This is a genomic window from Shewanella sp. 433 (assembly GCF_059338565.1).
The window spans coordinates 1,661,897-1,675,102 of sequence record NZ_CM181703.1 but is presented as its reverse complement, the minus strand read 5'-3'; the positions used below and the strand labels follow the sequence as shown (position 1 = coordinate 1,675,102).

Sequence of the window (13,206 nt, the reverse complement as noted above, 5' to 3'; positions counted from 1 at the left end):
TGGCCACCCGCCAATACCTCAAGTTAGACAATCGAATAAAGCATAAAAAATGATAAGGGTCTTATTTAAATGAATCCCACCACAACCAACGACAAATTATCGCCATGGCCTTGGCAAGTCAGTGATGCCGACATCAGTTTTGATACGACAACCATGGCCGCGCAGCTGAAAGATTTCAGCCGCGCCTGTTATGTCATCAATGACAGCGACAAAGGCGTTGGCATCGCGACACAAGCCAGCCTAATGACGACTAACAACACTCAAGGCCATCCAGTGAGCGCTTTCACCCCTGCACTGGGCACCGAAAGCCTTGGCGACAGTAATTTTCGCCGCGTTCACGGCGTAAAATATGCTTACTATGCTGGCGCCATGGCCAACGGCATCTCCTCTGAAGAGCTGGTTATCGCCTTAGGTAAAGCGGGCATTCTGTGCTCATTTGGCGCTGCGGGTCTGATCCCTAGCCGGGTAGAAGCCGCCATTAACCGCATTCAAGCCGCGCTGCCCAATGGCCCTTACATGTTTAACCTTATTCATAGCCCAAGCGAACCCGCCCTAGAGCGTGGCAGCGTCGAGCTGTTTCTTAAGCATAAGGTACGCACTGTTGAAGCATCGGCTTTCTTAGGCCTCACACCACAGATTGTTTACTACCGCGCAGCGGGTCTGAGTCGTGACGCCCATGGCAACATCGTTATCGGCAACAAGGTGATCGCTAAAGTGAGCCGCACCGAAGTGGCAGAAAAGTTCATGATGCCTGCGCCCGTGAAGATGCTACAAAAACTCGTGGATGAGGGTTTGATCAGTGTCGATCAGATGGAGATGGCCCAACAGATCCCCATGGCTGACGATATTACTGCCGAAGCCGATTCTGGCGGCCATACCGATAACCGTCCTTTGGTTACGCTGCTCCCCACCATTCTCGCGCTAAAAGAGGAGATCCAAGCCAAGTACCAATACCCAACACCACTTCGCGTGGGTTGTGGCGGTGGTGTGGGCACCCCAGATGCGGCATTGGCGACCTTTAACATGGGCGCCGCTTATATCGTTACCGGTTCAATCAACCAAGCCTGTGTCGAAGCCGGGGCCAGTGAGCATACCCGCAAGCTTCTGGCCACCACAGAGATGGCCGATGTCACCATGGCACCTGCCGCCGACATGTTTGAGATGGGCGTTAAGCTTCAGGTGGTTAAACGTGGCACGCTATTTCCGATGCGCGCTAATAAGCTGTATGAGATCTACAGCCGTTATGACGCCATTGAGTCCATCCCCGCCGATGAGCGTGAAAAACTTGAGAAGCAGGTGTTTCGCTCAAGTCTCGATGATATTTGGGCGGGCACCGTCGCCCACTTTAATGAGCGCGATCCTAAGCAGATAGAACGCGCAGAAGGTAACCCAAAACGTAAGATGGCACTGATTTTCCGCTGGTATTTAGGACTGTCGAGCCGCTGGTCAAACTCAGGTGAAGTGGGCCGTGAGATGGATTACCAAATTTGGGCTGGCCCTGCACTTGGCGCCTTTAACCAGTGGGCCAAAGGCAGTTATTTAGATGACTACCAAAATCGCAATGCGGTGGATTTGGCGAAGCACTTGATGTACGGCGCGGCTTACCTCAATCGCATTAACAGCATCACCGCCCAAGGGGTAAAACTGCCTAGTGAGCTACTGCGCTGGAAACCCGTTGAGCGCATGGCCTAAGAGCTAAGTTCAAACTCTAGCTACTAGAGTTCAAGCCGCGAGTTCGATAGATAGTCAAAAACCAGCTTAGGCTGGTTTTTTATTATCTAACACTCTGTATCTTGGTTAGTTTGCGGGTTGCAGCACTAAACGCGCCTGAATCGCTCCAGGTAATAACGGCGTGACGGCCTGCTCTGCATATTCATCGAATCCAGCGCGGTAATAAGGCGATAGCGGATGCCCCGACTGCCCGCCGGGTATGGTTAAAATAGCTTGTGACTCAAGCCCAGGCTGCACAATAAAGCGCTGTGATGCACCAAAATTAGGACGCTGCACTGCAGGCATAAAGGTATCGCCAAAGCCTGCCACCTTAGGCATATCTAACCAACGGCTCAACAGCGGCATCTGCTTACTAAACGGGTGCTGAATATGCAAGGTGTTCACCTTACCCCATGCCAGGTCTTCATAACGATGACTCTCACTGTGCTGGGCCATCAGAGACTGAGTGGCCATCACATAGGTACCAATCACAAACTCCTGCCATGAAGCGTACTCACTGGGTAACCAGCTTGCTGGCTGCTCGCGTAACAGCTGCCACATGGCGGGTTCAAGATAGCGCTTTAACACTGACAGACTTAATTGATGCTGACTCAATGGTGTCTCTATCGCCGCAAAACTGCGATCGACAAGCTGGCTACTAAACTGTTTCACTAAGGTAAAGCCTATCGACTCGCTGCAAGCACATTCGCCCCATTGTTGCAGATGATGAATATCTTCGGCAAAACGCTGCGGTTGAGACATCAACGTCTTAAGTAGGAGATCATGCCAAGGTCGATAAAAGCGCGCCTGATTATCCAGTTGAATACGGTAAAAATCGGCTTCGTTAAATTGCTCTTGCTCTTGCAACCTATCACGCACTTGTGCGCTGCGCGCGCCCAATGCATAGCCTCCATCGCCAAAACGCCTTGCATCGTTTGTGCTCATCACCCGCGCATTCGCACTCCATAATCTAGCACCGCTGGGATTGAATGCCTGCGGTAAATGGCTTTCACCTTGTTGCCACAATGACAGTTTTACCTGCTCAGGCTCTTGCGCCACATCACTTGGATTGGGTCTTGCCGGCACCGCTCCCGCTATTTGCCATGCCGCATTGCCTTTAGCATCGACAATCAACATATTTTGCACCGGCACGCCAAAACCATGGGCAATGGCTATCCCCTGCTCGGCATCGCTTACGGTCTCAAGTGCCATTAACTCCATATTGACGGCGTAATCTTGGTGCGCCACCCAAGAGAGCGCATAAGGTTGACCTGCATAGGTTTTAACCGGTCCAAAGCGAGAGGTTATCACCTGATGATCCACAACATCACCAGCCAAGGCAATGGGCTCTTGTTCTTGGGTTAACGGTTCATCGGCGGTAATGGCGACCCAATCGGCGGTATCGATGTAAGCATTAGTAAAGCCCCAAGCCACTTTACCATTAGAACCGACCACAATCGCGGGAGCCCCGGGTAGGGAAATCCCGGTCACTTGTACCGCTTGGCCGTTTGCATCAGTATAATTAAGCTGCGCCCGATACCAGATAATAGGCACGGCAAATGACAGGTGCATATCGTCAGAGAGCATGGCATGTCCTGACTCGGTTAAGGTGCCTGTGACCGCCCAGTTATTACTGCCAACTTCAGCCATCTCGCCAATAACGCTATCGCGGCGATTTGCCATTAGGCTGCTTTCGAGCATAGGAATAAGCGGCGGATCGGAGGGGAATAAACTGTGATCTAATGCCGCCTGATAGTTCGAGGTTTGGGTGATAAATGCCCGCATCGGTTTGCCAAACATCCGATCTATTAGGGTCAGCGTGATATCTCTTGCTATGGTATTACTCTGTAAATCCAGATACATACTGTAAATTACCAGCAAGCTATCACTTGGATGCCAAGGCTCAGGGCGACTGCGGGTCAGTAGGTATTCGAATGAGCGTAATCGCTGCTGAGCTAACGCTTGATTGACGCCATCGGTATAACGATCGAGCAACTGTTGCTGCGCCACGGGCAACTGAGTCAATGCCTTATTGGCACGCTTTCTCAGTTGATGGAAACGGCGCTGTTTGTCGAGGTTAACCGCTATGGGGCCAAAAATTTCACTCAGCTCACCCGCCGAATTACGCCGCAGCAGATCCATTTGAAAGAAGCGGTCTTGACCGTGGGCAAACCCCAATGCAAAAGCCACATCTTGGCGATTTTTGCCGCTAATGACCGCTGTGCCTAGTTTATCTCGCTCAATGGAGGTTACACTGCTGATCTTGGCTGTCTTCAATTCGCCAGTCAGTTTAGGTAGACTCAAGTGCAAACTAATATAGGCGCCAACGAGCAGCAAAAAGGCAACCGATAACAGCAAGATGACACTTTTTTTTATTATGTTAATCATGAAGTAACACCAACTTCGCTTGAATGGCCACCACTATAACCAAGTTGCGCATATGTTAACAGTATGGCCCCATTTTTTATGACGTAAGCATTAGGCTCTAAGCCGTTGAGAGCAAAATATTATTATGGCAAAACCCAATAAGAAAGGCCCTAGTCGGACTGTCGATATTGTCTGTGCTCAGTGCAAATGCAAACTGTATAAATACCGTAAGGGAGGCAAAGGCGCACTGGTTAAATGTTTTAAAGAGCGGATAAGCGAAGACTATACCTTCGCACCGGGTATCTGCCCTCAGTGTCAGCAAGCCTTTGCAAGGCCAACGTTGGTCAGAGGCGTTCCGGCATTTAAAATTATCGGCACTAAGGCTCTGATGAAATAATGGCCGTGATGAAGTAATCGCCGTGATCAATTGAGGCTAGTTGTGAGCTTAATCCCCCCCTTTGTAAGGTATTAAGCTCAATGCAGTGGCCAAGCTGTTGGCACTACTAATGCTCTCTCACTGAGAGTGATAGCCAACCAAACAAGTCTCTCATGATGGGCTGCGACAATTTGTCGTATAATCAACGTAAGTTAGCGATCTCTACTGCAAGTCTTTCACCCAAGCTAATCCTTCTATTGCGAGCCGCTATCAACTCAGGCTTGATACCCTGAGCAACTATCGTTTACGTATAGGAATACAATAATGAAGCATCAATGGATATTAGGAACCTTACTGACTCTAGGATTAACCACCAGCGCCGTAGCCCATGACAACCCACTGCAATTTCGCGCAGCCGGGAGTTTAAAAGCCGCCATGACAGATATCATCGGAGCATATCAACAAACAAGCGGTACTGTTAGTGATATTGATGCGCAATTTGCGCCCTCAGGACTGCTACGTCAACGTATTGAGCAGGGAGAAAAAGTCGACCTGTATGCATCTGCGAACATGAAACACCCCACCGCATTGCATAACGCGGGCCTGAGTGGTGAAGTGGTGATGTTTGCCCGTAATAAGCTGTGTGCCCTCGCCCAGCCAGAAGTCACCGTAACGCCTACCACCTTACTCCAGCAGATGTTAAATGACACGACTCGCTTAGGCACCTCGACTCCCAAAGCCGATCCCGCTGGGGATTATGCTTTTAAGGTATTCGAGCGAGCGGAAAAACTGTCACCAAATGCCCAAAAAATACTAAGCAGCAAAGCCTTGCAATTAACCGGCGGCCCAACCAGTGCTAAAGCACCTGATGGCCGCAATCCCTATGGCTGGGTGATGGAAAACCACCAAGCTGATATTTTTTTGACCTATTGCACCAACGCAGTATTGGCCAAAAAGCAGGTGAATACACTGCAGATAATCGCCCTACCCGACAATCTCAGCGTCGGCGCTAACTATGGCCTCACGGTGCTCAATGGTGCCCACCCTCACGCCAATGAATTAGCCAATTTTATAATCGCGCCACAAGGCCAAGCCATTCTGGCAGAATACGGCTTCGATGCACCGTAATTACTAAGTTAAAAACCAATAAACGAAATCCAATAAAAAGCCACCTTATAAAGGTGGCTTTAAGCTTATCATCTAGCTCAGAGATTTAATTCAAATAGGTTTTTAAGAAAGAAGCCATTTCCGTATAAAGCTCTTTGCGGTTATCCTCGTCATAGAAACCATGACCTTCTGTTTGTTTCCACAACCACTTAGGCTCTTTACCCGCCTTAGTCAAAGCATCGCGCATGACATAGGCATTCTCATAATGAGCTTGCTCATCTCGCCCACCATGAACTAAAAATACACCGGCTTTGATTTTATCGGCATGGTATGCAGGAGAGTTTTTCTTCATTTCAGCTTCAGTACCGCCAAAAGCTTCTTCCATATATTGCTTACCCCAACCAAGTCTTTCAGCAACATTGCCTTTGCTGAACATCAAAGGTAAGTCATATACCCCAACATAGCCAATAGCACATTTATAAAGATCCGGTTCTTTAACTACCCCCATTAGTGCTGCATAACCACCATAACTCGCACCAGAAATACAAATCTTATCTTTATCTGCATACCCTTGTTTTATCGCCCATAGGGTACCATCGGTTAAGTCATCCTGCATCTCTCCGCCCCACTGACCGTAGCCACCATCTTCAAATTCACGACCATAGCCGCCAGAGCCACGAAAGTTGATCTGAAGAACGCCATAACCTTCACTGGCATATACTTGTACTTCATCTTCAAATCCCCAGTAATCCCTAGGCCCATGAGGACCACCGTGGGGGTGAACAATCAGTGGTAAATTTTTCCCTTCACTACCTTTGGGGATGGTTAAGTAGCCATGGATAGTCAATCCATCACGTGCAACAAAGCTGACAGGCGTTTTATGAGACATTTTAGTCTCATCAATCCATGGTCGAGAGGCTGCTAGAAACGATGCCTTTTTCGTCACTCTATCATAAATAAAAAACTTACCAGGATTAACATCCGAGTACGTCATCAATACCCATTTATTGTTATCAGCTGTTTTTGAAGTGATACTCAAGACGTTACCTTTAAACGCTTGTTGTAACCCCCTAAACTCTTTAGCAAATGCAGACTCTTCATCAAAAAAGACCAGGTCGGGTTTTCCATCATGGAAAACTGCGCCTACAACTTCTTTTATACGCTTACCTTCTTTTGATGTATAAACATCCATCAAGGGGCGTGAATCAACTATCTCATTGCGATACATGAGTTCACGCTTACCTGTCGCTAATTCTATTTTATAGATACCTTGTGTACTGGCTTCTGTATTATCTAATGTATACATGTAGTTATTATCAGCACTAAATCCAACTACATTTGCCGAACCTTGAGCACTGGTACGCACCAAATCAATTAAAGACAGTTTTTGCCAATTATCTTTACTATCGCGAAGATAAGTGATCATGTCTCCAGAGCCTTCAGCTTTTAAGATGCCCTTACGCTCCGTCACCATTGACTGACTTACTCGCCACTTATCGTCGTTGTCTAACACAATTGAAGCGTTTTCAAAATTCGCTTTCTCGACTAACTGACGTTTTCCATTATAAATATCTAATTTATATAAATTACTAAATTGCTTTTTTTCTAAATTTGATGAAATTAATATGTTTTCGGGATCATCCATCAACAGGCTTTCTATATTTGCCGCTGCAATATCGTTATTACGCACTCCGAATAATTGCTCTTTTTTAGAGCAATCATAATTACCCGCAAATAACTCACCGGTCAGAAAAGGGGCCGCGTATTGACCTGACTGTGTAGAAATTGTCATCAATACACGTTCGTCATTTGCCCACCAAAAACCCTGAACTGACTCATCATCCTTAAAGAAAAAATTACAAACTATCTTTTGATCAGCATTATTAATGATTGCCAGTCGCCTATGCTCCTTAAAGGGGTAAGTCGCAGCTAAATAACGACCATCTGGAGAAATTTTGACATTATTAAACATACTGTGTTTAGAAAATTGCTCAACATCAGTGGCTGCAGAAACTACCGCACTACTACTTAAAAATAACATTCCTGCCGTAAGCAAGACTTTAGACCCCTTCACCATATACAACCTTCCATTATCAAATATCACTCAATAAATCTCGCGTTGTCACTATGACACTCCATGCCATTAACAATAAATGTCGAGCTTTAGTGAAATATAAACCTACCTGAGCATTATTTATCAGAATAAATATCCTCAGAGACATATAAAGCAAAGCAATACTTACAACATTAACAACTATTACGCAACTTTTTAACCACCTTGTTTACATCCGATTCTCTTTGATATACCGTAGGTTATGTTGCAAAGAACCAACAAAATTAACATAAAAACAAACAACCAAACTCGCATATCCAAACGTAAAGCAACAGCAATACGGGGATCGCGAAGTGGTTCGGAGAAGTAGACATGCACAGTACAACAAAGTTATACCGGGCAATTCAATTAGGATTGCTGGCTACATCATTGACTGCTGGGACAAGTGCGTTTGCAGCTGAAGCAGATGAAGTCGTCATTGAACAAGAAATAGAACGAGTGGAAGTTACCGGTAGTCGTATTAATCGAACCGACTTAGAAACTGCGCAGCCTGTTGTAGTATTAACCGCTGAAGATATGAAAAACGAAGGTTTTACTACTGCCTTTGATGCGATTCAAAGTATCTCGCAAAATACAGGTACAGTACAAGGTAATGAATTTGGTGCTCAAGGCGGTTTCACACCAAACGCTGATGTCATTAACCTACGTGGTTTTGGACCCGGTTATACTCTTGTACTACTCAACGGCAGACGTATTGCCGAAAACCCAACACCTTATAACGGACAAAGTAACTTCGTTAACTTAAGCGGCGTGCCATTTTCAGCGGTTGACCGAATTGAAATTTTGACTCAAGGCGCTTCCGCTATTTACGGTTCAGATGCTGTTGCTGGTGTTGTTAACATCATTCTAAAGAAAGACATTGATTCCACAACTGTTAATGCCATGTATGGCTTAACCCAAGACGGTGGTGGTGATCAAAAGCGCTTAAGTATTACCTCAGGAACCACAGGCTCTAATTATTCAATAGGCGGAACATTAGAGTATTATGAGCAAGAGCCTATCTACTCTCGTGATAGAGACTTTATGGACTCTGTTGATGATAATCCAGCAGGCGCAGGCCCATTATCGCGTGGTATTTTATTTATGGATGCCTTTACGGCACAGTATAGAGATCCGGGTGCCCAAAAATGTGAAGACTCGGGCTCTGGATATACCTATGCTGAACGTGAAGGATTTGGTAATTACTGTGGTGTCGATACTACAGGTGATAATACCATCCGTAACGAGCGCGAAACTTTAACCGGTTACCTATTCGGTACTTACGATATCAATGACCACCTGCAATTATTTGCAGACACTATGTATTCAACAGTCGACTCAGCTGTTTATGGTTCACGCCATTTCTACAGCGAATACTTATTGATGGACACACCTGATGGCTCTGGTAACTTTGCCGGTGGTTCAAAAGACTATGTGCTTGCTCAACGTCTATTTAACTTTAACGAAATGGGCCAGCGCACCACTACATTCGATGAGCAAAGCTACAATGTCACCCTTGGTTTAAAAGGGGATATCGGCAATGAATATAACTGGCAAGTTTATTACTCTGAAAGTCGTTATGACTATGAAAGTAATAGAGATTGGATGAAAGAAGAGAAAGTTACTGAGCTCTTTTTAGGCCAAGTCGATAACCCGTATGGTCTTTATAATGGTCAAGGCTCTGTGGGATTATATGATGTCATTACTCCTGAGATTAGAGATCAAGTACTTGGCACCCAAGTGATTGTCGCCGATTCGTACTCTCGTACCATGTCAGCCGACATCAACGGTGATCTCTTTGAGCTACCTGCAGGTCCTGTTGGCTTTGCCGCGGTTATCGAATACAACAAGCAAGGTTACGAGCTTAATCAAGATGAACGTACTCTGAATCAAGATGGCAATGGTTGGCAAGGCCTAACGGGCACTGAAGGCGGTGGCGATCGTAGTCGTTATGCTGCAGGTATCGAACTACTGATCCCAGTGATTGACGACCTAGATCTTGGTGTTGCAGCGCGTTACGATGAATATGATGATAGCACTACCGATGTTGGCGGACGAGTATCTCCAAGCGTTAACTTAACTTATAAAGTGATGGATGAGTTGAAGTTTAGGGCTAACTGGGGACAAAGCTTTAGAGCGCCAGATATGCATTATGTATTTGCAGGCCCATCAGGCTTCTACTCTAGTGCATATGACTATGTTGATTGCCGCGTGAATGATTTTGGTGATGATCCAAACTTCATCCCAAATCCAAGCTCGTGTGAAGCCACTAACTACCAGGGAAGTCGTTCAGGTAGCCAGACTCTTGAAGAAGAGAAAGGTACTAACTGGGGTGTAGGAGTTATTGTTGAACCTTTTGATAACTTCAGCTTTACTCTTGATTACTATGATATCTCTTTAGAAGATATTATTGCCGATGAGAGTGCCCAAGATATTCTAAACCTAGAATATGACTGTCAATATGGCTTAAACGGTAAAGATCCAAGCAGCAGCGAATGTACAAGCAATAGCGCTAAAATTAATCGCGGTGCGGCGGGTACACCGGGTGAAGGTCAACTGGAATCAATCAGTGTAACGCCAGAAAATAAATCACTCTACGGTCAGAGCGGTTTAGATGCTAAGGTGAATTACACCATTGATACCTCTTACGGTGATTTTGGCTTCCAATTTGGCTGGACTCATATTCTTAAAACAGAATATCAAGTCAACGATGATTCTCCAGTAGAAGATATTCGTGATGACAAAGATAATTCAGAGCCACGTTCTAAGACAAACGTAGTGGTTAGCTGGCAATATCAAGATTGGATTGTTGCTACTCGTGTTGACAGAATTGGTCAAATCCCTGTGTGGGAACAACCTGCTGAAAACTACGATCCTGACACTGGAGAAGTACTTAAAGTCGACCGTTTAGACCCTTACTTCACAGTAAACATGACTGTGGGTTACAACTTCACGGATGACTTAAGTGTGTTGATTAGCGGTGAGAACATCTTTAATGAGCGCCCACAAACTGATACTTCTCATGATTCATGGCCGTATTACAATAGCTTTGCCTACCCAGGCGCTGCTATTGGTGCAACATATCGTGCGGAAGTTAGCTACCGTTTCTAATCAGCTAATATAAAGTTAATTAGCCAACTAAGCGATAGTAGGGATGACCTACTATCGCTTTATTATTTAAATTTCCCACTACAAGCTCAGTGGCAGCAAAAGTAAGCCTTGCCTAAGTCGCTATCAATTGCCACCTCATAGATGGGTATAAATCATCTGATAAGTAAGACTAACATTGATATATTAGTGCCATTACACAGAAATAGCCCCTTTAAGTCGGCGTCTACGCCTGATAACGGCCAACCCAACTAAGCCTAACAGCCCGAACACAGATATTGCGCCGCCTTCGATAATCACCTCTGACACTATGTATTCGTCATTATCGCGATCGGCACTTTCTAAGGGTAAAGCATAAAGCTCGTCGAGATCATCGCTGCTAATGGTGGCAACAATATCACTGTAACCAACCTCATACAGATCGATCAACACATCGTAATGATCGGTTGGATAACCTGCATGCAAGGTCGTTAATACCTCAAAATCGTCATCACTCACATCGTCAACAATAGTGAAAACATCAGTGGTATGATAAAGCTCCCAGGGGCCGCCGTTTCGACTTAAATAAAGATCAGCAAAAACATCGGCACGCTCGCCCATATAGAAACTATGAACATCGGCATCAAAGGTCACGCTAAATGTGCGGAAAAATCCATCGTAGTCAATATCTTCAAACAAACGACTACTCGCCTCATAGATAGAGAATTCATGGTAAATGCCCGCATTCAAACGCTGAGATGCTGAGCGTAGCTTCTCGGTTTTATTCCCGCTAGACTGACGCTCCGCGATCACTTGTTCACGAGTCTTGCGTTGCTTACTCGTGCTCTCAATTTGCTTAAGTTGCTCAGCGGCTAACAACTGAGCCGCGTTCATTGGCTGCAAAGCGCGGCTAAATGGCTGCGGTTTGCCACTTGAGCCTTGCGCAATACTTTTCGATACTGAGCTCAACGTATCTGTATTGTCAGCAGCGCTATTTTCACCAGCAGTATTGCCGGCCGCAACCGCTATGCTCGAACTCAAACCAAGCAGTAACACACTCGGTAAGACTCTTGAATTAAGCAGCGAGATTGTCGATGTTAACGCCGTTGTAACGTTTTGAGTAAGCTGAGTGATTGTTGGCATAATCAATCTCCATTTAGAACTGTTATCTTGTCGTTGCATCTATTAAAGCCCGCCCAAAATGAACATGAGCTGAACGATAAAATATCGTTAATTCAGTGTGATGATGTAAAAAAACCATTCAGCTAATATTCATTTTCACTTGGGGATAATAGGAGTTAGCCATCAGTTTATGAGTGCAACAAGGTGTGGCACAACAAGCGAAATAACAGGACTAAAATAGGGCCTAAGTAGGTTGATATGTTTCTTATTTTTATAGGATCTTTTACACTGAGCAGACAATAGGAATACAGGTACTTTTGATGAGAATTGCGCTGATATTGATAGCATCACTTTGCTTTTTACTCCCCTCTCATGGGAATGCAGCAAGCTATGGGTTATCGACGATGGCAAGTAGTAGCATGTTAATCGCTGCACAAAAAAACCAACCCAATCTCAGAGTCAAAAACCGCCAACAGGCCACCCAAATGGTTAAAAGCCAATACGGAGGTAAAGTGCTCAGTGTTCAATCAGCCAAGATCAATGGCAACCCAGGATATCGCGCTAAACTGCTCAGCGCCGATGGTGTCGTTTTTTATGTATCAATTGACGCCGTAAGCGGACAAATGAGTAGACGGTAACCTGATAGTTAAGGAAAAACAGATGCGATTATTACTGGTTGAAGATGATTTAGCGCTACAAGATAACTTAAAGCAGCATCTGCTTGATGCCAATTACACCTTAGATGTGGCCAGTGATGGTGAAGAGGGATTATTTCAAGGGGTAGAATATAGCTATGACGCAGCCATTATTGATGTGGGCCTGCCTAAGTTAGATGGTATCACGCTCATTAACCAGCTGCGTGCTCAAGGTATTGAGTTCCCCATTTTAATCCTCACCGCACGAGACAGTTGGCAAGATAAAGTCGAAGGGTTAGATGCTGGCGCCGATGACTATCTCACTAAACCTTTTCACCCTGAAGAGTTAATCGCCCGCCTCAAAGCACTTATTCGTCGCTCGGCGGGAAAATCGAGCCCACTCATTCAAAACGGCATATTTAGCCTCAATACCAGCAGCCATGAAATCAAAGTCGGTGAGCAGCAGATCAAGTTAAGCGGTTCAGAATACAAGCTATTTGAGTATTTCATGCTGCATATTGGTGAAGTGAAATCCAAAAGCGTACTTATCGAGCATATTTACGATCAAGATTTCGATTTAGATTCCAATGTCATCGAGGTGTTTATTCGCCGTTTACGTAAAAAACTCGATCCTGATAATGAACATGGCTTAATCGAAACCTTGAGAGGCCAAGGGTATCGTATGCGACAACTGGCTAACGACTAAAAAC

At 45.4% G+C, this 13,206-nt stretch carries 9 protein-coding genes; 6 read left to right on the top strand and 3 right to left on the bottom strand.

What is annotated here, in order from left to right; all coding sequences use genetic code 11:
- Window positions 1-69 precede the first annotated feature (69 nt).
- Entirely contained in the window at window positions 70-1,692 is a 1,623-nt protein-coding gene (pfaD, locus tag AC5YB1_RS07515; protein ID WP_494521324.1) for an eicosapentaenoate synthase subunit PfaD, read from the top strand.
- A gap of 105 nt (window positions 1,693-1,797) precedes the next feature.
- Here pfaD and AC5YB1_RS07510 read toward each other — a convergent pair whose 3' ends face one another.
- On the bottom strand, window positions 1,798-4,098 hold the full coding sequence (locus tag AC5YB1_RS07510) for a penicillin acylase family protein (protein ID WP_494521323.1): 2,301 nt from the start codon (window positions 4,096-4,098) through the stop codon (window positions 1,798-1,800).
- Between the two features lie 124 nt (window positions 4,099-4,222).
- On the opposite strand from AC5YB1_RS07510, the gene AC5YB1_RS07505 reads away from it, so the two are divergent.
- Both AC5YB1_RS07505 and AC5YB1_RS07500 read left to right on the top strand, forming a co-directional pair.
- Window positions 4,223-4,474, top strand: coding sequence for a hypothetical protein (locus tag AC5YB1_RS07505; protein ID WP_110458578.1), 252 nt, complete (start codon window positions 4,223-4,225; stop codon window positions 4,472-4,474).
- A 303-nt stretch (window positions 4,475-4,777) separates the two neighbouring features.
- Entirely contained in the window at window positions 4,778-5,581 is an 804-nt protein-coding gene (locus AC5YB1_RS07500; RefSeq protein ID WP_494521322.1) for a molybdate ABC transporter substrate-binding protein, read from the top strand.
- An 85-nt stretch (window positions 5,582-5,666) separates the two neighbouring features.
- On the opposite strand, the gene AC5YB1_RS07495 is transcribed toward AC5YB1_RS07500, so the two are convergent.
- Complete coding sequence (locus AC5YB1_RS07495; RefSeq protein WP_494521321.1) at window positions 5,667-7,637, bottom strand: alpha/beta hydrolase family protein; 1,971 nt, start codon at window positions 7,635-7,637, stop codon at window positions 5,667-5,669.
- A 348-nt stretch (window positions 7,638-7,985) separates the two neighbouring features.
- On the opposite strand from AC5YB1_RS07495, the gene AC5YB1_RS07490 reads away from it, so the two are divergent.
- The gene (locus AC5YB1_RS07490; protein ID WP_494521320.1) at window positions 7,986-10,763 is read left to right on the top strand and encodes a TonB-dependent receptor domain-containing protein; all 2,778 of its coding nucleotides are present in this window, start codon (window positions 7,986-7,988) and stop codon (window positions 10,761-10,763) included.
- 192 nt (window positions 10,764-10,955) lie between these two features.
- On the opposite strand, the gene AC5YB1_RS07485 is transcribed toward AC5YB1_RS07490, so the two are convergent.
- Window positions 10,956-11,882: a choice-of-anchor H family protein gene (locus AC5YB1_RS07485; RefSeq protein ID WP_494521319.1), complete on the bottom strand. Its 927-nt coding sequence runs from the start codon at window positions 11,880-11,882 to the stop codon at window positions 10,956-10,958.
- 383 nt (window positions 11,883-12,265) lie between these two features.
- On the opposite strand from AC5YB1_RS07485, the gene AC5YB1_RS07480 reads away from it, so the two are divergent.
- Window positions 12,266-12,499, top strand: coding sequence for a PepSY domain-containing protein (locus AC5YB1_RS07480; RefSeq protein ID WP_494521318.1), 234 nt, complete (start codon window positions 12,266-12,268; stop codon window positions 12,497-12,499).
- Window positions 12,500-12,521: 22 nt separating this feature from the next.
- Window positions 12,522-13,202, top strand: a complete 681-nt coding sequence (locus AC5YB1_RS07475) for a response regulator transcription factor (RefSeq protein ID WP_494521317.1) — start codon at window positions 12,522-12,524, stop codon at window positions 13,200-13,202.
- The last annotated feature ends 4 nt before the right edge of the window (window positions 13,203-13,206 follow it).